Below are 19,089 nucleotides of genomic sequence, written 5' to 3'. Positions count from 1 at the left end.
GCGGAACGACCGGCGCCCGGCATAGGGACGGTGCTCGGAAACACAGGGGCGGGGCAGCCGGGGCAAGCCCCTGCGTGGACGGGGCAGACGTGGGGCCCGGGTCCGCTCGGCCCCGCGCGGCGGGACGGATCCGGGACCGGGGATCCGGAGTCCGCGCCGTGGCCCCATGCCGCCGCACCGGAGCACACCCGTGCCGTTGCGCCGGGGTGAAAAGGGGTGGAAGGCTGGATAACGGCACCGGTTCGGGGAGCACCCGGGAACCACGCGGTTTCGCGCCGAGTGCGGCCTGTGCCCCGCGTCGCGGCGGCCCACCGCCGACCGCGGTGAGTTCGGGCCCGTCCCCACCACCTGGAGGTACCCGTGAACAGCGCCGACGGATGGGGTGACGACGTCTACCAGCCCGACGCATCCGATCAACGCGAGGACACAGGGCTGCTCGACGCCGAGGACACCCTGGAGAACGACGGCGTCGACGACCCCCTGGACCGCGGCTGGTCCCCACCGGACCGACCATGGGCGGTGGAGCACAGCGGTGTCACGGCCGCCGAGCGCCACCAGGGCGAGACCCTCGACCAGCGGCTCGCCGAGGAACAGCCCGACCTGGTCGCCCCCGACGGCGACGGCCTCGGCGACGCCGAGGGCACCGACGGGGAACTCGTCGACAACGAGGTCGGTGCCGCCCGCTCCGGCCGCCTCGTCGCACCCGACGAGGGCGCCCACGAGGACGAGGAGAGCGCGCTCGTCGCGACGGACGTGGGCATCGACGGCGCGGCGGCGTCCGCGGAGGAGGCCGCCATGCACATCGTCGACGAGGAGTCCTACGGCTGACCGCCGCAGTCCCTGCTCGGCTGACCCCCGCAGCCCCCGTGCCACAGTCCACGCGCCTTCGGCGCCAGGCCGTCGGCCGTTGCCGTTGCCGTTGCCGTTGCCGTTGCCGTTGCCGTTGCCGCAATACGAGGAGCTCGCATGCAGCAGGACAAGCACCCCGACTACCACGAGGTCGTCTTCCGCGACCGCGCCGCAGGCTACGCCTTCCTGACCCGGTCCACCGCGACCAGCGACCAGACCATCGACTGGGACGACGGTAAGACCTACCCGGTCGTGGACGTCGAGATCTCCTCCGAGAGCCATCCCTTCTACACCGGGAAGGCACGCACGGTGGACACCGAGGGCCGGGTCGCTGCCTTCGAGCGGCGCTACGGCGGCGGAGCCGGACAGGGCAGCTGATCCGCCGAGCACACCGGAGGCCCAGAGCAAACCGGTGGTCCATGGCACACCGGAGGTCCAGGGCGTCCCCCGACCCGGCTGGTCAAAGCGTGCCGCAGGCCGATCACCGGCGTGCCGACCTGGCCGCCGCCCGCTCAGATCACGTTGAGCGCCGCCGCGCAGCCCACCCCGCCGAGCACCATGAACGCCGGCATCAGCACCTTGAGCTCGACCCAGCTGCCCGCCCGGAACCGCATCGGCTTCGGCGGGCCCAACGGGTACCAGCGCTTGCGGCCCACCGGAATCGGCCACAGGATCGGGCAGCCGGACACCGTCAGCGCGTCGCCGATGTCGTGCACCAGCGCACCCAGCACGATCGGCAGCCCCAGCCACAGGTACTCCTGGCCCGGTGCCGTGAACAGCCAGTCCGAGCCGTTGCCCGGCTTGTCCAGCACGCCCGCGAGGATCCACGCGCTGGTCGCCGCCAGCAACCAGACCAGGACGTCGGCGCTGGAACCCCGGGTCGCCCGCCACAGCAGGCCCTCGATGGCCAGCACCATGTGCGCGAACAGGATCGCCAGCACCGCCCAACGCCCGCCGGTGATCGCCAGGGCGGAGGCACCCCCGCCGATCATGACCGCCCACAGCCAGGTGTGCGTGAGCGTGCGATGCCCACCGGAGCGCCGTGGGTCGCCCTGCTTCTTCGTCGCCTTGTAGACCGCGTACGACAGCTTGTCGACGATCTCGCAGAGCCAGCGCGACAGCGGACCGAAGGCCCGCGAGATGGTCGCCGCCTTGTGATCGAGGTCCGGGGCGAGGGCGGCCCCGGCGCAGATCAGCGCACCGGCGAGGAGGACCGGCCAGGGCATTCCGTGCCCGGCAGCGGCAGCCGCCGCTCCGACGCCGAGCCAGGCGGCAGCGCCCGACAGTGAGTGTGCTGGTCCCATCATCGGTGTTGCCCGCCCCATTCCTCGTGTGCCGCTGTCCAGTTGACCGGGTTCGCTGACGTGTCGTCGGCGACACAGCGTAGCGTTCGCGATCTTCGCGCTCGCAGCCGATTCCCCTCTGGGCCAGGAGGGCAGGCAAGATGGGTGGGTGACCCTCATCGATCAGCTGCCGCCGACCGCCGACCCCGACGCCCTCTACGAAGCCTTCGAGTCGTGGGCCGAGGAGCGGGGTCTGACTCTGTACCCCCACCAGGAGGAGGCGCTGATCGAGGTGGTCTCCGGCGCGAACGTGATCGTGTCGACGCCCACCGGCTCCGGCAAGAGCATGATCGCCGCGGGCGCCCACTTCGCCGCGCTGGCCCGGGACGAGGTCACCTTCTACACCGCCCCGATCAAGGCACTGGTCTCGGAGAAGTTCTTCGAACTGTGCAAGATGTTCGGCACCGAGAACGTCGGCATGCTGACCGGCGACGCGTCCGTCAACGCCGACGCGCCCGTCATCTGCTGCACCGCCGAGGTGCTCGCGTCGATCGCCCTGCGCGACGGCAAGCAGGCGGACGTCGGCCAGGTCGTCATGGACGAGTTCCACTTCTACGCGGAGGGGGACCGCGGCTGGGCGTGGCAGATCCCGATCCTGGAACTGCCACAGGCGCAGTTCATCCTGATGTCGGCGACGCTCGGCGACGTCTCGATGTTCGAGGAGGACCTCACCCGGCGCACCGGCCGCCCGACCTCGGTGGTCCGCTCGGCCACCCGTCCTGTGCCGCTGTCCTACGAGTACAAGCTCACCCCGCTCACCGAGACCCTGACCGAGCTGCTGGAGACCAAGCAGGCGCCGGTCTACATCGTGCACTTCACCCAGGCTCAGGCCGTGGAGCGGGCGCAGGCGCTGATGAGCATCAACATGTGCTCGCGCGAGGAGAAGGACCAGATCGCCGAGCTGATCGGCAACTTCCGCTTCACCACCAAGTTCGGCCGCAATCTCTCCCGTTACGTCCGGCACGGCATCGGTGTCCATCACGCCGGAATGCTGCCGAAGTACCGGCGACTGGTGGAGAAGCTCGCGCAGGCCGGTCTGCTGAAGGTCATCTGCGGCACGGACACGCTCGGTGTCGGCGTCAACGTCCCCATCCGCACGGTGCTGTTCACGGCCCTGACCAAGTACGACGGCAACCGCGTCCGCACCCTGCGCAACCGGGAGTTCCACCAGATCGCGGGCCGCGCCGGGCGCGCCGGCTTCGACACGGCGGGCTTCGTCGTCGCCCAGGGCCCCGAGCACGTCATCGAGAACGAGAAGGCGCTCGCCAAGGCCGGCGACGACCCGAAGAAGCGTCGCAAGGTCGTCCGCAAGAAGGCGCCGGAGGGCTTCGTCGCCTGGTCGGAGAACACTTTCGAGAAGCTCATCGCCTCCGAACCGGAGCCGTTGACGTCCCGCTTCCGGGTCACGCACACCATGCTCCTGTCGGTGATCGCCCGACCGGGCAACGCCTTCGAGGCGATGCGGCACCTGCTGGAGGACAACCACGAGCCGCGCAAGCAGCAGCTGCGGCACATCCGTCGCGCGATCGCGATCTACCGCTCGCTGCTGGACGGCGGCATCGTCGAGAAGCTCGACGAGCCGGACGGCACGGGGCGCATCGTCCGCCTCACCGTCGACCTCCAGCAGGACTTCGCGCTCAACCAGCCGCTGTCCACCTTCGCGCTTGCCGCGTTCGAGCTGCTGGACCCGGAATCGCCGTCCTACGCCCTGGACATGGTGTCCGTCGTCGAGTCCACCCTGGACGACCCGAGGCAGATCCTGGTCGCTCAGCAGAACAAGGCGAAGGGCGAGGCCGTCGCCGCGATGAAGGCGGACGGCATCGAGTACGAGGAGCGCATGGAGCGCCTCCAGGACATCACGTACCCGAAGCCCTTGGAGGAGTTGCTCTTCCACGCGTACGACACGTACCGCAAGAGCCACCCCTGGGTCGGCGACCACCCGCTGTCGCCGAAGTCCGTCATCCGGGACATGTACGAACGGGCCATGTCCTTCACGGAGCTGGTGTCCTTCTACGAGCTGGCCCGCACCGAGGGCATCGTGCTGCGCTACCTCGCGAGCGCCTTCAAGACCCTCGACCACAACATCCCCGACGACCTCAAGTCGGAGGATCTGCAGGACCTGATCGAGTGGCTCGGCGAAATGGTGCGCCAGGTCGACTCCAGCCTGCTCGACGAGTGGGAACAGCTGGCCAACCCGGAGGAGATGACCGCCGAGGAGGCCCAGGAGAAGGCCGACGAGGTCAAGCCGGTCACCACCAACGCGCGTGCCTTCCGCGTCCTCGTCCGCAACGCGATGTTCCGCCGCGTCGAGCTCGCCGCCCTCGACCACGTCGAGGAGCTCGGCGAGATGGACGCCGACGCCGGCTGGGACGCGGATGCCTGGGGCGAGGCGATGGACAAGTACTGGGACGAGTACGAGGACCTCGGCACCGGCCCCGACGCCCGTGGCCCCAAGCTGCTGGTGATCGAGGAGGAACCGGCGAACCGCCTGTGGCGGGTCCGTCAGATCTTCGACGACCCGAACAGCGACCACGACTGGGGCATCAGCGCGGAGATCTACCTCACCGCCTCCGACGCGGAGGGTCGCGCCGTGGTCCGCGTCACCGACGTAGGCCAGCTGTGAGCACAGGAGAATCCCACTCATGACGACGAACCCGGCGGAAAGACTCGTCGACCTGCTCGACCTGGAGCAGGTCGAGGTCAACATCTTCCGCGGGCGCAGCCCGCAGGAGTCCCTGCAGCGGGTCTTCGGGGGCCAGGTCGCGGGCCAGGCACTGATCGCCGCGGCGCGCACCACGGACGGGGACCGTCCGGTGCACTCGCTGCACGCGTACTTCCTGCGCCCGGGGCGGCCGGGCGTGCCGATCGTGTACCAGGTCGAACGGGTGCGGGACGGCAGGTCGTTCACGACCCGCCGGGTCACCGCCGTGCAGCAGGGCCGCACGATCTTCAATCTCACCGCCTCCTTTCACAAGCCTGAGCAAGGGAGCTTCGAGCACCAGCTGCCGCCGGCACGCGAGGTTCCGGACCCGGAGTCGCTGCCGACGGTCACGGACGAGATCCGGGAACATCTGGGCACGCTGCCCGAGCAGTTGGAGCGGATGGCGCGCCGTCAGCCCTTCGACATCCGCTACGTGGACCGGCTCCGCTGGACCGACGAGGACGTCAAGGGCGCCGAGCCGCGCAGTGCCGTGTGGATGCGCGCCGTCGGGCCGCTGGGCGACGACCCGGTCGTGCACACCTGCGCGCTGACCTACGCCAGCGACATGACGCTCCTGGACGCCGTCCGTATCCCGGTGGAACCGCTGTGGGGCCCGCGGAGTTTCGACATCGCCTCGCTGGACCACGCGATGTGGTTCCACCGGCCGTTCCGGGCGGACGAGTGGTTCCTGTACGACCAGGAGTCGCCGATCGCGACCGGCGGACGGGGTCTCGCCCGTGGGCGGATCTACGACCTGGAGGGGCGCCTGCTGGTGTCCGTCGTCCAGGAGGGACTGTTCAGGGCGTTGTAGCCCGCGGAGTTCTGCGCCGGAGCCAGCTGAGCAAGCCGCGCGGCGGTTTTGGCGCCACGGGCCGGGAGGCACCGAGGTGCCCTGCGTGGTGCGCCGGAACGGGGGCCCGTTTCACTGTCGGACGTGGCGCGGGCCGCCTGTCTCGCGCCTCCTCGAGAACCACGGCCAGTTCGGCCCGCAGCAGGCTGATCTCGTCCGGGTCGTCCGCCGTCATGAGCTTCTCGGCGATGAGCGCGGAGGGTGAACCCGGTGCGCCGGATACCGGCGGGCCGGGGCGGAAGCGGTTGACGTGAGAGCGCTCATAGGGGTCGGGGACGAGCTCCGCGATCTGGACGGGATCGAGGAAGGCGGCCAGCGCGCCCGCGCTCTCCCATGGATCCTCGGCCAGTCGCAGCAGGAATCCCCGGTGCCGGCCCCGCCAGTTGCGCGGCCGCAGGTCCACTCCGGCGTCCAACATGCCTCGCAGCCCTTCGGGCATGCGCCGGTCGTTCAGCAGTGGGCCGTTCTTCTCGTCGGCGGCGACCTGCTTCAGTTCCTCGGCCAGATACAGCCAGACCACGGCTCGATAGCGGTTGAAGTACCACTTCACCGGCACCACCAGGCCCAGCCGTGCGAGCCGTGTGAACCTGCCGGGGGACACATCGACGAGGTCCGCGCCCTCGGTCGTACCCACCACCCGGACACGGTCCACCAGGGGCTCCGGCAAACCGCGCCCCGAACTCACCCTCTCGATCTCGGACCGTGGGACACGCCGGCCCCCGCCTCCCTCGTCGGGCACGGTCCGGATGAGGCCGAGATGGATTGCGAGGTCCAGCTCGCCTCGTTTCACTCCCAGTTCCCGGGCCGCGCGGCTCGGCGTGCAGGACAGGAGGTGCGGTTTCGTAATGGTCTCGCTCGACATAGTCGATCTCCCCCGTGGAGTCAGTGGCTCACGCTCTGTGCGTTCGCCGTGACAAAACCGTAGCCGCTCGGCCCGATCTCGTGGCGGGCCTGTGGATAACTCCACGGGGGGCGAAGAAGTAGCAGGTCAGAGGTCTGTGAGAGGTGTCCGCTCGGGCTGTCGGGCGTCCACGTCGAGGTGCTCACCGACCCGGTTGACGAGCAGGGTCATCTCGTAGGCGATCTGGCCGATGTCGACCTCCGCGCCGCTGAGGACGCACAGACAACTGCCGGTGCCCGCCGCCGTCACGAACAGCACGGCTTCGTCGAACTCGACCATCGTCTGACGCACCTTGCCCGCGCCGAAGTGCCGTCCGGAGCCCTTGGCCAGGCTGTGCAGCCCGGACGAGACGGCGGCCAGATGCTCGGCGTCCTCGCGCCGCAATCCCGTACTCGCGCCCGTCACCAGACCGTCATTGGACAGCACCAACGCGTGCCGTACATGATCGACGCGCTCCGTCAGGTCGTCCAGGAGCCAGCCAAGTCCCTGGTTCTGCGCCATGATCCGGTCTCCCCGTGTAGATGTCTCCCCCTGCACCGGAGGAACTCTTCGCCACCCTTCCCGACGATCCGGCCCTCGGGCAAGGAGGATGGGGGCATGGCGAAGAAGATGACCGATGAGGAATGGCGGGCGTTCGTCTCGCAGGGCACACGCACCGGAAAGCTGTCGACCGTGCGAGCCGACGGCAGTCCGCATGTGACGCCGATCTGGTTCGTGCTCGACGGGGAAGAGCTGGTGTTCAACACCGGAAAGTCGAGTGTCAAGGGGCGCAATCTGGTCCGCGACGGCCGGCTGGCTCTGTGCGTGGACGACGACCGGCCGCCGTACGACTTCGTGGTGCTGCAGGGCCGCGCCCGGATTTCGGAGGATCTGGACGAGCTGCGTCACTGGGCGAGTCGTATCGGCGCGCGCTACATGGGCGAGGAGCGCGCGGAGGAGTTCGGGGCCCGCAACGGCGTGCCGGGTGAACTCCTCGTCCGCGTCACGATCGACAAGGTCCTGGCGGAGAAGAGCGTCGCCGAATAGCAGCCGAATGGCACCGAACGCCGATCGAAACACCGGGCGACACATCTCAGGCACCGGCCGGCTCACGAAGTCGCCCAACCCGCGGAGCCGGTCGGCCCACGGAGTCGGTCAGCCCACGGAGTCGAGCAGCCGGGCGGTGTGCATCCGCCCGGCGTACTCGACGAGCCGGATCAGCACCTCCTTCCCCGAGTCGCGGTCCCGGGCGTCACAGAGCACCACGGGAGTTCCCCGGTCCAGGTCGAGGGCGCGTGAGACGTCCTGTGCGCCGTAGGCCCGGGCGCCCGCGAAGCAGTTGACGGCCACGACGAACGGGATGTGCCGGTGCTCGAAGTAGTCCACTGCGGGGAAGCAGTCCTCCAGGCGCCGGGTGTCCGCGAGGACCACCGCACCGAGGGCTCCCTGTGACAGTTCGTCCCACAGGAACCAGAAGCGGTCCTGACCCGGTGTGCCGAAGAGGTAGAGGGACAGGCCGGACCGGATCGTGATGCGCCCGAAGTCCATGGCGACCGTCGTGGTGACCTTGTGGTCCACGCCGTCGGTGTCGTCCACCCACTGCCCGGCTTCACTGAGCAGTTCCTCGGTGCGCAGCGGCCGGATCTCGCTGACCGCGCCCACCAGGGTGGTCTTGCCCACGCCGAATCCGCCGGCGACAAGTATCTTCAACGCCAGCGCGGTCTCGCCGTCGGTGGCGTCGGAGTGCTCGGAGACCATCGTTCACTTCTCTCGGGAGTGCCGGTATCGGTCGTGGTCACTGTGCGAAGTCAGCATCATGACAACTGAGGCTGCTCTTCGTGGGATTGGACCGCTTCTTGCCGCCTGGTTGCGAAAAGTCATCTACAGCGCCCGCAATCCTTCGATCACCTCGCGCAGAATCCGTTCGTCAGGAAGCTGTGCGGGCGGTACCGGACGGCTGACGGTCACGCAGCCGAGTTCCAGGAGGTCACCCAGGAGCACCCTGACGACGCCCACGGGCAGATCGGCGCCCGCGGCGAGTTCCGCGACCGACTGCGTCTCCGGTCGGCAGAGCTCGATGAGGGCCCGGTGTTCCGGCCCGAGCGACGTGTCGTCGTCGGCAGCGGGCGCGGCGGCGTCCAGGGTGACCAGGGCGATCAGATCGAAGCGCACGCCCGTGGGGCCGGGTCTGGTGCGTCCGCCCGTCATGGCGTACGGACGGACAAGGGGCCCGGCCTCGCCGTCGTACCACTGGCTGCCCTGCTCGCGCGGGGTGCCCGTCGTGTCCTCGGTCATGTGCGCGGACCGCCCTTCCGGCTCAGCCCGCAGCGGGCGGTCGCGCGGCCGCGCGTGGCGGTGCGTAGAGGTGCTCACCGACGCGCTTGACCAGTCGTGCCATCTCGTACGCCACCAGTCCGATGTCGGCGGTCACGGCGGTGAGGACGGCGAGACAGGAGCCGTCGCCCGCGGCCGCCACGAACAGGAAGGCGTCGTCCATCTCCACCATGGTCTGCCGCACGCCGCCGGCGCCGAAGTGCCGTCCGGTGCCCTTGGCCAGGCTGTGGAAGCCGGAGGCGACCGCGGCGAGGTGCTCGGCGTCATCACGGCGGAGGTCGCTGGAGGCGCCCACGGCGAGCCCGTCGTTGGACAGCACCACGGCGTGCCGTACCTCGCTGACGCGCACTACCAAGTCGTCCAGCAGCCAGTCGAGTTCACCGGACCGCTGAGCGGCCCTCGTGCTCGGATCCTGCATCATGCGGGGTCTCCTTCGCTGCTGTCGCTGCGGGATCTGGAATCGGGCATAGCGCCGCGACCGGGCTGCCTGCCGCCGCCGCGAGCCCAGCCGTCGCGGTAGGCCGCCATGCGGTCCCGGACGAGTTCGGGGGTGCGACGGCCGTCGTCGTGGGAGGCGGTCGTCCCTGTCTGTTCGTCGGGGCGTCCCTCGCGCAGTTGGGGGGCGAGGTTTGCCTGCCGTACTCGGCGCGGGAGGTTGTCGGAGGCTTCGGAGTCGTCCGGGGGTCGGTGCAGTCGCAAGGTGGTGACTCCCGGAGGTGGGGTGTCGGTGTGAGGCTGCGCAGCGGCCGGTGCGGGCGCCACCAGCGCGGGCCGGTCGGCGACCGCGTGGACGGCCTCCTGGCGCGGTTCGGCGGCCGGCACGCGCGCGTACCCGTGTTCGGCGTGCCGATCGGTGCCCTGCGACTTCTCGGGGGAATGTTCCGCCGCGGCGTTGTGCAGCAGGGCCGTGGGCAGCAGAACGACCGCGGTGGTGCCGCCGTAGGGCGAGGTGCGCAGGTGCACCTTGATGGCGTGCCGGGACGCGAGCCTGCTGACCACGAAGAGGCCGAGCCGGTCACTGTCGAACAGGTCGAGTGCCTCGGACTGTTCGATGCGCCGGTTGGCCTCGGCGAGGGTCTCCTTGCCCATGCCGAGGCCGCGGTCCTCGACCTCGACGGCATAGCCGTTGCCGACGGGCTCGCCGGTGATGCGCACCCGCGTGTGGGGCGGCGAGAACTGGGCGGCGTTCTCGACGATCTCCGCCAGTAGGTGGGTGAGGTCGGCGACGGCCGCGCCGATGACGGACGCCTCGGGGAGCTGGCGTACCTCCACACGCGCGTAGTCCTCGACTTCGGAGACAGCGGCGCGGACCACGTTCGTCAGGGAAACCGGCATCCGCCAGGCCCGCCCGGGCGCCGCTCCGGAGAGGATGATCAGGCTCTCGGCGTGGCGTCGCATGCGGGTGGTGAGGTGGTCCAGCCGGAAGAGGTCGCTGAGTTCGTTCGGGTCGTCGGAGCGCCGTTCCATGCTGTCCAGAAGGCTCAGTTGGCGGTGCACGAGGACCTGGCTGCGGCGGGCGAGGTTGACGAAGACTCCGGAGATGCCGCTGGCGAGTTCGGCGCGCTCGACGGCGGCCCGGAGCGCCGCTCGGTGGACGGTGCCCAGGGCCTCGCCGACCTGGCCGGTCTCGTCCTCGGCGGGCGGCTCGGGCGGCGCCTCGGCCCGGATGTCGATCTCCTCACCTGCGCGCAGCCTCCGCATGGCCTCGGGGAGTTTGCGCCGGGCGATCTCCAGGGCGGTGTTGCGCAGGCTCACCAGCTCGACGACGAGGCCACGGCCGATGCGGACGGAGATCACCAGTGAGGCGGCCACTGCGGCGAGGCCTAGGAGCACGGCGGCGCCGGCCGGGGTGAGCAGCCCGCGGGTGAAGGGGTCGGCGCGATCCGCGACACCGCGCCCGGCGTCCTGCTCGATCGTCCGCATCGCGTCCTGCACGCGTGCATGTGCCTGGCCCCAAGTGGCTTCCCCGGCCGCGTCGATCGCCCGCGCGCCCGGTGCGGTGGCCAGGACCCTGTCCTCGACTGCGACGACGGCCGCGTAGGCGCTGCCGTCTGCGAGGCTCTGCCAGGCCGCGCCTTCCGGGCCGCGCAGGTCGGCGACGGCCGCCTCGAGGAGGGTACGGCGGGTGTCGACGGCGCCGGTGAACAGCCGCAGTCGCTCGCCGTCGAGACGCCCGGCGAGACGTGCGCTGTCCAGCACCACGTCCTCCTGCGCCAATGCCTCGCCCGCGCGGGCGAATTCGAGCAGTACGCGCGCGTCGGAGCCGAGTTCGGCGTCCTGGATGCCGGTGAGCGCACCGCCCACCGAGAACGCGCTCGCGATGGTCGCGGTGTACCGTCCGTACGCCTCGTCCCAGCCCGCACGGCGGTCGAGAACGGCATTTCGTACGGAGCTCAGTTGTTCGGCGCCGCTGACGAAGGCCTCGAGACGTCGGGCGACTCCGGCGGGGAGTTCCTCGCCGTCGGCGACCGTGTTGCGGTCGCCGAGCCGCAGCCGCGCCACCGCCTTGTCGGTGTCCTGCGCGAGCTTCTTGAGGTCGTCGCTCTGTCCGGCGGACGGGTCGGTCGCGTAGCGCACGGCGGCCTCGCGTTCGGCCTGCAGGGCAGCGACGGCGGTTGCGGCGGGCGTCCTGACCTCGGAGTCGACGCGCTGCAACTGGCGCAGCCTGGAGACGTCCTGGGCGGTGGTGACGGTGGCGTAGGCCCACAGGGCCAGCAGCGAGACGACCGGCACCATCAGCAGACAGACGATCTTGGCGCGGACGGTGCGCGGGCGGATGCGCCAGCGCTCCGCGTGGGTGGGTGTGTCGTAGGGCGGCGCGCCCAGGGTCTCGTCGAGGCCTTCGTCGGCCGGTGGCCCGGCATGGGCGCGGCGACCGCGCGCGGGGGGCGGTGACGGCGTCCCGGCGCCGGCTGCGGTGGTCCTACGGGGTGTGCGCATGGCCTCCTCGCTCGGAAGTGGTTCGGGGCGGGTCTTCGCTGGCCGTCGCCGGTCCGGCCCCGCCACTAGCCGGCGACGCTCTCGACCGATCCCTGAGCCGACGCGGATGCCGCACGTTCCCCCGTGGTGGGCGACAGCGCGACGAAGGCGGAGGTCAGGAAGAGGTAGGACCCGAGGCCGACGGCGAGGGGGAAGATGAACTGCATCGCCGTGGCCCCGGGCAGGACCTCACCGGCGGGTGTGACGTCCACGCTGACCGCGAACATCCCGGTGTAGTGCATGCTGCTGACCGCCGCGCCCATGATCAGGGAGGCGATGGTGACAGCGACGGGCGACTTGATGTTGAGCGCCGCCCACAGGGCCGCCGTCGCCGCGACGATGGCGATCATGACGGACACTCCGACGAGGACAGGGTCATAGGTGACTTCGCCGTGGAGTCGTACGGCGGCCATGCCCAGGTAGTGCATGCTCGCGACGCCGAGCCCGGTGGTGAGCCCGCCGAGGAAAAGCGCGCGGGTCCGGTCGCGGCTGTATCCGACCGCGAAGACGCCTGCGCAGACGACGGCCATGGCGACGAGGAGGCTCACGATGGTGAGCGGCACGTCGTAGCGGATGTCGGTGCCGCGGACGCTGAAGCCCAGCATGGCAACGAAGTGCATGGTCCAGATGCCGGTGCCGATCGCCGAGGCGGCGGTGATGAGCCAGTTACGGCGCGAGCGGCCGGTGGCGCCGAGGGCGCGGACGGTGCAGCGAAGCCCCAGCGCGGCGCCTATGCACGCCATCGCGTACGACAGTACGGGGGTCAGCCAGCCGAGGGCGGCGTGGTCCAGGTGTCCCATGGCCCCGGGACGCTAGCCGGGGCAGGGGCGCGCGCGAGGGGCGCATTTCGAAAGCTGTTGGAATATGACACGGAGATGCAGCGGAACGATCGCGTCACGCTCGAACGTGTGCGCAGCGGCATCATCCGGGCCGGTGAGGGATCATGCGGAACATGAGCGACGACCACACACATGTGCAGGAGTTCTTCGGGGCCCGCGCCGCCGACTGGGACAGTCGGTTCCCCGACGACGGGCCCGCCTACGCGGCCGCGGCTACCGCGCTCGGACTGCGCGAGGGGGATTGCGTGCTCGACGCGGGCTGCGGCACCGGGCGCGCCCTGCCGCCGCTGCGTGCCGCCGTGGGGCCCTCGGGACTGGTCCTCGGGGCCGATCTGACCCCGGCCATGCTGGGGGCCGCCGTACGGGCCGGGCGGGACGCGGACGGGCAGTTGATGCTTGCCGACGTGGCCGCGCTGCCGCTGCGGTCGGAGTCACTCGACGCCGTGTTCGCGGCCGGCCTCATCGCGCACCTGCCCGATCCGGCGCAGAACTTGCGGGAGTTGGCACGTGTGGTGCGCCCCGGCGGCACGCTCGCGCTGTTCCACCCGATCGGCAGAGTGGCGCTGGCGGCACGCCAGGGCAGGCAGATCACCCCGGACGACCTGCGGGCCGAGCCCAACCTCCGGCCGCTGCTGACGGGGTCGGGGTGGCGCATGACGTCGTACGTCGACGAGGACGACCGCTTCCTGGCGCTGGCCGTGCGGGAGTCCTGAGGTCTCAGCTCTGCCCGGCGACGGCCGCCGCGAAGGCGTCCGGGTTGTCGTGCATGACGTTGTGGCCGGCACCGGGCACGGTCACCACACGTATGCCCGCGGCCTCCAGGGCTGTACTGCCCGGGAGTTCACCGGTGAGCTCGCCCTGAAGGTACACACGGTCGATCGCCAGTCCTTCGAGGATGTCACGCATGATCGGCTCGGAACCGCGCCGCAGCCCCACAGCGCTGCGGTACAGGGCGCGCGGGTCGGCCAAGCGCATGGTCACAGCCCACAGGGGCCCGACCGATTCCAGCACGCGCGCGTGCGCCTCACCGACGAACTCCTCCTCCCCGTACGCCGTGATCCATGCGCTCCCGGCACTGGGCGGAGGCGAGGCGTCGAGGTTGGCCTCGGTGAGAACCAGCCGGGAGACGAGGTCGGGCCGTCGGTGGGCCAGCACAATGGCGACGGAACCGCCCATGCTGTGCGCGATCAGCTCCGCGTCGCTCACCCCAGCCGTGTCCAGAGCCGCGGCCAAGGCATCGGCGTGGTCCTCCAGCCGGTAGCCGAAGTCCTCGGGCCGGTCGCTGATGCCGTGCCCCGGCAAATCGACGAACAGACTCCGTCGCCCCGCGAGTTCGGGCCGCGCCGCGATGTGGGCGTGGTACACGGAGGAGACCGCCCCCAGCCCGTGCACGTACACGCGCGCGGGTTCCTCCCCCGGCGTCTCCGTCCAACGGATACAGCTGCCCTTGCCGTCGAAATCGGCCTGCCTCATCGCGTTCTCCTGGGTTCCTGGTCGGCCACGCCTTGCCGACTTCGTCACGTCGACGGACTCAACGATATACATCGCTGCCGATGTATCAAGACTTCGATGTATACCGTGTTGGATGTACAACGGAGGTGAGCGAGAATGTCAGCATGCTGGAGCTCGCCATCCTCGGATTCCTCTACGACACCCCGCTTCACGGCTATGAGCTGCGCAAGCGCCTCACGGCGCTGACAGGGCACGTGAAACCGGTCGCCGAGAGCACGCTGTACCCCGCCATCAAGCGGCTGGAGAAGGCCGGCCTGCTCGCCCGCGCCACGGAGCCCGGGGCAGTGGCCGCTCCGCGTCACGTCCTGACGCTGACCCAAGGGGGCCGACAGGAACTGCGCCGCCGACTCGCCGAGCCCGACCCGCGCGACATCAGCGACGAGAACCGGTGGTTCACGGTGCTCGCCTTCCTGCGGCACCTGGACGACTCGGCGGCCCAGTCCGCAGTGCTGCGACGCCGGCTGGCTTTCCTCGAAGAGCCCGCAAGCTTCTTCTACGACGGTGACCGGCCCCTTGCCGCCGAGGAGTTGGACGATCCTTTCAGGCGCGGCATCCTGACCATCGCACGGGCCACTTCCCGGGCCGAACTCAGATGGCTGCGCGAGACGATCGCTTCACTCGACGGCTGACGGGCCAATCTGCCGCACGGGGCAGCCGCGAACGCCAGGCCCCGGTCAAATGCCGAGATCATCGAGCCGAAAGCCGTTCGGGTAGCCCTTGATCTCCCAGTTCTGCCGCGCGAAGTGCGGCGCCCGGCGCGGCGGCAGCAGACGCACCGCACGGCCACGCACGCGTACCGCTCGTCGCACGAGGGCGCGGGTGGCCGCGCTCGGCGTCGGCAACGGAAGGCACGCAGAGCGAGTCGTCGAACAAGGCGAGTGTCGAGGTGCGCAGCAGGAGGGCGAGGGGGCGCGGGAACCAGGAGGCCATCAGGTCGAGCGTCGCCTCCGAGACCCGCCGCGCGTTCTCGTCCCAGCCGAAGCGGGCCTCCTCACAGGCGTCGAGGCAGGTCTCGAAATCCTCAAAGGACTCGGGGATGTTCTGGATACCCATGTACCCGCCCAGCGTGCCGTAGTGGACGGTGGAGGCGACGATCTCGTGGCGGGAGAGCCTGCGCCAGCCGTAGGCGTCGATCCACCGCCTGGGCATGACGACCCACGTGCACAGTACGTACCGCATGCCGTCGTTGCTGATGTCGTAGCTGCCGTGCATCCGATTGATCCGACGGCTCGCCGTGCGACCCAGGCACGGCTTACGTGCGGTAGAGCGCGAGCTCGAGCGCCCGCGTGAAGTCCTACGGGAATTCGTACGCCGAGGTGAGCCGGTGGATCTCCGAAGCTTCGCGGAACGGGTCCATCCGCCGGATCTGTTCGAGCCGCTCGAAGCGCTTCACCGTGCTGTCCCCCTTCTGTCGCCGAGGCTCCAACTCTACGTTGAATAGGGGAAGATGGATGATCAGTCACGCAGGGGGAAGGTGGTCACTATGTGGGGCAGGGTGCGCGAGTGGTGTGCGAGAGTTCTCCGCTCCTCTCGCACGGAGGCGGACACCGGCAAGGACAGGCGTACGCACAACCTCTTCGAGGCCGCCGCCGTGTATGTGTCGGCCTGCGCGGAGGATGACCAGGAGCAGATCGACGAGGCCGCCGGCTGGGTGTCTCCCGAGGCGCTGTCGTTCGGGGTGAGCGAACTGGCGTGCCGGGCCATCATCGCGCTCGCCCGGGAACGCGACGAGTCTCCGCAGACCGTCGCCCGGACCCTCCTCGGGCTCCCGGCGGCCTGACACCGCGGACGATCTCGGTCGATTCGCCCCGACCGGCCGGAAAACTGCAGCTCCGGGTGTGCCTGGGAGTCGTGACAAGCGGCTTCCGGTCACACTAAGGTGCGCGCCGATGGACGAACCGATGGGGAGGCTGGGATGGCAGAGACGGACGAGGAGGCCGTCGCCGCCGAGGACGATGCGCTGTACGTGCTCACGGCGGTGCTGCTGACGCCGGCGAAGTTCCCGAGCGTGCTGGGCGACGACTACCCGGAGGCCTGCGCGGCGCTCGGTCTCGCGCCGCTCGCCGACGGATACGGCCTGGTCATCGGCCAGGACGGAGACGGCGCCCGGTGGACGGTCGTCATCGACGACGTCTCCCTGGTCGCGGTCGCCATCGCGTCCTGGGACTGCGGCATGGAGTACGACCTGTCGCCCGACGAACGTACGGTCGTGGCCGCGCTGCCCGGCTGGCCCCTCGCGGTCGCGGTCGCCGCCCCGAATGTGCCCGCGCCGCACGATCCCGACCCCGAGATCGCTGACGGTCCGCCCCTCGCGCCGCCGGACACGAGCGTGTGGGGGCCGGCCCAGCGGCGGCTCGGCGCCGACGAGATCGCCCTGCAGTGGGCGACGTGGCGCGAGCAGATCGACGACGCAGACTTCGCGACGCCGGGCGCTGGGGCGGACACCGCCAAGGAGGCGGACGACCCCGAGGGCCGGAAACCAGAGGCCGAGAACGCCGAGCAGACCGAAGGGGCCGAGGAGACCGAGAAGCAGGGCGGCCACGGCGGTGTCCGGCGCGTGCTCGCCGAGGCACGCGCGTACGTGGAGTCCCCGCCGCCCCTCGGTCGCGTCCGGTCCTCCTTCGCCTCGGGCGACGCGCGGACCCTGCGCGCGGACGGCCCCGGCTGGTCGCTGGTCGCCAGGACCGACGACATCGCTTTCGTGCTCCTCGACGACGAGCCCGGCGAGGTCCTGCCGGTGGGCCGCGGCGTGGAACTGCCCGGCCTCCTGGAAGCGCTCGACAAGATGGCGGTACGCCCTTCCTGAGCTCTCCCGAACCCCTCCTGACCTACGCACCGAGCGGCACGGCAGTGCACCCGGACGGACCTGCCGGTGTCTGGTGACCCCACACGGCGGCAGCGTCACATGTGGCCCCAACCCATGGATGGCCCGGCAGAAGGACCGCACCATGAGGCAGCCTTCACGGCTCCGCTCTCTCACGTGCCCGTCCCTTCTGCCAGGAGACCGTCATGCGCCAGTCCCGAGGTATCCCGCTCCTCACCGCCACACTGCTGGCCGGCGCCCTCAGCTGGCCGGCTCCCGTGGCAGCCACGGCAGCCGGCGAGCAGCACTGCACCCGTCAGGAACGCGTACGGGTGCCAGGCGCGGCCTTCCAGCAGAACGCCTGCCTTCCGGATCTGACGACGTCGGGGCTCGCCGGCACGCCTTACACCGACATGACCGACCAGGCCGGCCTCACGGCACGGGGCACCCGGACCCCGACGGGAGTGCCCGGCATTCAGATCGACGGCTACTTCCCGGACTCCTCCCGCTTCAACGCCACACACGGGTGGCGTCACGACGCACAGTTCGTGATCCGGCTCCCGGATCGCTGGAACGGCGGGCTGGTCGTCACCGGCGCCCCCGGCACCCGCAGGCAGTACGCGACGGACACGGCGATCTCCGATCAGGTGCTCGCGCTGGGCTACGCCTACGCGGCGACCGACAAGGGCAACAACGGCTCCGACTTCTACCGCGACGGCAAGCGGCCCGGTGACGCGGTCGCCGAGTGGAACGCGCGCACCACTCAGCTGACCCGGGCCGCCCGCAAGGCGGTGGCCGAGCGCTACGGGCACGCTCCCCGGCGTACATACATGACCGGCATCTCCAACGGCGGCTACCTCACCCGCTGGCAACTGGAGAACCATCCCGAGCTGTACGACGGCGGCGTGGACTGGGAGGGCGCCCTGTGGACGGCGGACGGCCCCAACCTGCTGACCTCGCTGCCCACCGCAGTGGCACGCATGCTCGGCTCCGCACGGGACGAGGACCTGTACGCGGTCGGCTTCGCGCGCGGCTCCGAATTTCTGTGGCCCTACCACGAGCAGGCCTACTGGGGCGTCACGCAGAAGATCTACCGCGCCGAGTTCGACCCTGCGTACGACCCCGGCTGTCCCGGCCCGTCCGCCGGGACCACGCCGGAGCAGATCCTGGCACCGTGCGCCTCCGATGCCACGTACGACTACGCGTCGCGCCCGGCAGCCGTCCGTCGCGCCGCGGCCCGCGTCGCTCTGACCGGGCGCATCGGCAGACCGCTGATCACGCTGCACGGCGATCTGGACGCGCTGCTGCCGAAGGCGGCCGACTCGGACGTGTACGCACGCATGGTGGACGCGAGCGGGCGGGGCCCACTGCACCGGTACTTCACGATCGCGGGCGGCACGCATGTCGACGGGCTGTACGACACCTATCCGGACCGGCTCCGGCCGATCCTGCCCTGCTACCGGTCGGCCTTCGGCACATTGGTCGCGTGGGTGGAGCGGGGCACCCGACCGCCCGCGGACCATACCGTCGGCAGGCCCGCGAGCGGCGATGTGCTCAATTCCTGCGCACTGTCCGGCCCGGTCGCACCGACGGCCGGGCGATGATCAGCGACCGAGTTCCTTGCGCGTGGTGCGGCGCAGCCTGCGCCGCTGTGACGGGTCGAGCGTGAGGTAGGCGGCGGCCGGGACTCCCAGGACTATCAGGAGCGCGGCCCACCAGGGCAGCCAGATCAACAGGATGAGACCGGCCGCCACACCTCCCGCGGCGATCTTCGCGTTCTTCGACATGTGCGTCGCCTCCTTCGCGGCCACTGCCGCTCTCTGTCCTGAAAACGGGCTCGCGCTTCCAGCGGTTCCGAACCGCGACCCTGAGACGACCCTGAGGTACGGCCCTTACTGGTCGTGGAGATCCGGTGACGACCGTCGTCCGATGCCCCTGGCCCGTTGGCCGAAGCCCGATGCCCGATGCCCGAAGGCCAGTGTCCGATGTCCGTTGCCCG

General features: G+C 70.4%; 20 protein-coding genes and 1 pseudogene. 10 read left to right on the top strand and 11 right to left on the bottom strand.

From position 1 onward, the window contains the following. Positions 1-360 precede the first annotated feature (360 nt). Positions 361-828, top strand: a complete 468-nt coding sequence (locus tag ACWGDB_RS27860) for a DUF5709 domain-containing protein (protein WP_383599049.1) — start codon at positions 361-363, stop codon at positions 826-828. 138 nt (positions 829-966) lie between these two features. Continuing rightward, positions 967-1,227 carry a type B 50S ribosomal protein L31 gene (locus tag ACWGDB_RS27855; RefSeq protein WP_383599052.1) on the top strand — a complete coding sequence of 87 codons (261 nt, stop codon included), beginning with the start codon at positions 967-969 and terminating at the stop codon, positions 1,225-1,227. A 134-nt stretch (positions 1,228-1,361) separates the two neighbouring features. Here ACWGDB_RS27855 and ACWGDB_RS27850 read toward each other — a convergent pair whose 3' ends face one another. Then, positions 1,362-2,156, bottom strand: a complete 795-nt coding sequence (locus tag ACWGDB_RS27850; RefSeq protein WP_383599055.1) for a metal-dependent hydrolase — start codon at positions 2,154-2,156, stop codon at positions 1,362-1,364. Positions 2,157-2,301: 145 nt separating this feature from the next. On the opposite strand from ACWGDB_RS27850, the gene ACWGDB_RS27845 reads away from it, so the two are divergent. Further along, the gene (locus tag ACWGDB_RS27845; RefSeq protein WP_453824930.1) at positions 2,302-4,815 is read left to right on the top strand and encodes a DEAD/DEAH box helicase; all 2,514 of its coding nucleotides are present in this window, start codon (positions 2,302-2,304) and stop codon (positions 4,813-4,815) included. Positions 4,816-4,834: 19 nt separating this feature from the next. Then, the gene (locus ACWGDB_RS27840; RefSeq protein WP_453824929.1) at positions 4,835-5,704 is read left to right on the top strand and encodes an acyl-CoA thioesterase; all 870 of its coding nucleotides are present in this window, start codon (positions 4,835-4,837) and stop codon (positions 5,702-5,704) included. On the opposite strand, the gene ACWGDB_RS27835 is transcribed toward ACWGDB_RS27840, so the two are convergent. Both ACWGDB_RS27835 and ACWGDB_RS27830 read right to left on the bottom strand, forming a co-directional pair. Continuing rightward, the gene (locus ACWGDB_RS27835) at positions 5,691-6,605 is read right to left on the bottom strand and encodes a DUF6397 family protein (protein WP_453824928.1); all 915 of its coding nucleotides are present in this window, start codon (positions 6,603-6,605) and stop codon (positions 5,691-5,693) included. The genes ACWGDB_RS27840 and ACWGDB_RS27835 overlap by 14 nt on opposite strands. A 126-nt stretch (positions 6,606-6,731) precedes the next feature. Continuing rightward, positions 6,732-7,145, bottom strand: a complete 414-nt coding sequence (locus ACWGDB_RS27830; RefSeq protein ID WP_383599064.1) for a roadblock/LC7 domain-containing protein — start codon at positions 7,143-7,145, stop codon at positions 6,732-6,734. Between the two features lie 96 nt (positions 7,146-7,241). On the opposite strand from ACWGDB_RS27830, the gene ACWGDB_RS27825 reads away from it, so the two are divergent. Continuing rightward, entirely contained in the window at positions 7,242-7,670 is a 429-nt protein-coding gene (locus tag ACWGDB_RS27825; RefSeq protein ID WP_328429320.1) for a PPOX class F420-dependent oxidoreductase, read from the top strand. Between the two features lie 108 nt (positions 7,671-7,778). Here ACWGDB_RS27825 and ACWGDB_RS27820 read toward each other — a convergent pair whose 3' ends face one another. The 5 genes from ACWGDB_RS27820 to ACWGDB_RS27800 form a co-directional block, all read right to left on the bottom strand. Beyond that, on the bottom strand, positions 7,779-8,381 hold the full coding sequence (locus ACWGDB_RS27820; protein WP_369269539.1) for a GTP-binding protein: 603 nt from the start codon (positions 8,379-8,381) through the stop codon (positions 7,779-7,781). A 123-nt stretch (positions 8,382-8,504) separates the two neighbouring features. Next, positions 8,505-8,918: a DUF742 domain-containing protein gene (locus ACWGDB_RS27815; protein WP_453824927.1), complete on the bottom strand. Its 414-nt coding sequence runs from the start codon at positions 8,916-8,918 to the stop codon at positions 8,505-8,507. A gap of 22 nt (positions 8,919-8,940) precedes the next feature. Next, a complete protein-coding gene (locus ACWGDB_RS27810; RefSeq protein ID WP_453824926.1) occupies positions 8,941-9,378 on the bottom strand; it encodes a roadblock/LC7 domain-containing protein in 438 nt (145 codons plus the stop codon). Further along, positions 9,375-11,897: a sensor histidine kinase gene (locus tag ACWGDB_RS27805; RefSeq protein ID WP_453824925.1), complete on the bottom strand. Its 2,523-nt coding sequence runs from the start codon at positions 11,895-11,897 to the stop codon at positions 9,375-9,377. The genes ACWGDB_RS27810 and ACWGDB_RS27805 overlap by 4 nt, the downstream gene beginning before the upstream one ends. Before the next feature lie 65 nt (positions 11,898-11,962). Continuing rightward, complete coding sequence (locus ACWGDB_RS27800; protein WP_453824924.1) at positions 11,963-12,736, bottom strand: MHYT domain-containing protein; 774 nt, start codon at positions 12,734-12,736, stop codon at positions 11,963-11,965. Positions 12,737-12,888: 152 nt separating this feature from the next. On the opposite strand from ACWGDB_RS27800, the gene ACWGDB_RS27795 reads away from it, so the two are divergent. After that, complete coding sequence (locus ACWGDB_RS27795) at positions 12,889-13,488, top strand: class I SAM-dependent methyltransferase (RefSeq protein WP_453824923.1); 600 nt, start codon at positions 12,889-12,891, stop codon at positions 13,486-13,488. Between the two features lie 4 nt (positions 13,489-13,492). Here the strand turns inward: ACWGDB_RS27795 and ACWGDB_RS27790 are convergent, their stop codons facing one another. Further along, the gene (locus tag ACWGDB_RS27790) at positions 13,493-14,248 is read right to left on the bottom strand and encodes an alpha/beta fold hydrolase (RefSeq protein ID WP_453824922.1); all 756 of its coding nucleotides are present in this window, start codon (positions 14,246-14,248) and stop codon (positions 13,493-13,495) included. A 143-nt stretch (positions 14,249-14,391) separates the two neighbouring features. Between ACWGDB_RS27790 and ACWGDB_RS27785 the strand changes: the two genes are divergently transcribed. After that, positions 14,392-14,916, top strand: a complete 525-nt coding sequence (locus ACWGDB_RS27785; RefSeq protein WP_453824921.1) for a PadR family transcriptional regulator — start codon at positions 14,392-14,394, stop codon at positions 14,914-14,916. A gap of 45 nt (positions 14,917-14,961) precedes the next feature. Here ACWGDB_RS27785 and ACWGDB_RS27780 read toward each other — a convergent pair. After that, positions 14,962-15,680 (bottom strand): annotated as a pseudogene (locus tag ACWGDB_RS27780) (oxygenase MpaB family protein). 90 nt (positions 15,681-15,770) lie between these two features. On the opposite strand from ACWGDB_RS27780, the gene ACWGDB_RS27775 reads away from it, so the two are divergent. The 3 genes from ACWGDB_RS27775 to ACWGDB_RS27765 all read left to right on the top strand — a co-directional run bounded on the left by ACWGDB_RS27775 (position 15,771) and on the right by ACWGDB_RS27765 (position 18,694). Then, positions 15,771-16,067, top strand: a complete 297-nt coding sequence (locus ACWGDB_RS27775; RefSeq protein WP_453824920.1) for a hypothetical protein — start codon at positions 15,771-15,773, stop codon at positions 16,065-16,067. Positions 16,068-16,202: 135 nt separating this feature from the next. Further along, positions 16,203-17,093: a hypothetical protein gene (locus tag ACWGDB_RS27770; protein WP_453824919.1), complete on the top strand. Its 891-nt coding sequence runs from the start codon at positions 16,203-16,205 to the stop codon at positions 17,091-17,093. 203 nt (positions 17,094-17,296) lie between these two features. Continuing rightward, on the top strand, positions 17,297-18,694 hold the full coding sequence (locus ACWGDB_RS27765) for a tannase/feruloyl esterase family alpha/beta hydrolase (RefSeq protein ID WP_453824918.1): 1,398 nt from the start codon (positions 17,297-17,299) through the stop codon (positions 18,692-18,694). On the opposite strand, the gene ACWGDB_RS27760 is transcribed toward ACWGDB_RS27765, so the two are convergent. Further along, positions 18,695-18,877 (bottom strand): hypothetical protein, encoded by a 183-nt coding sequence (locus tag ACWGDB_RS27760; RefSeq protein ID WP_453824917.1) that lies wholly within the window; start codon positions 18,875-18,877, stop codon positions 18,695-18,697. Positions 18,878-19,089 lie beyond the last annotated feature (212 nt).

The sequence above is a fragment of the Streptomyces sp. NPDC055013 genome, from assembly GCF_053608645.1.
This window is presented reverse-complemented; position numbering and strand designations above follow the sequence as displayed.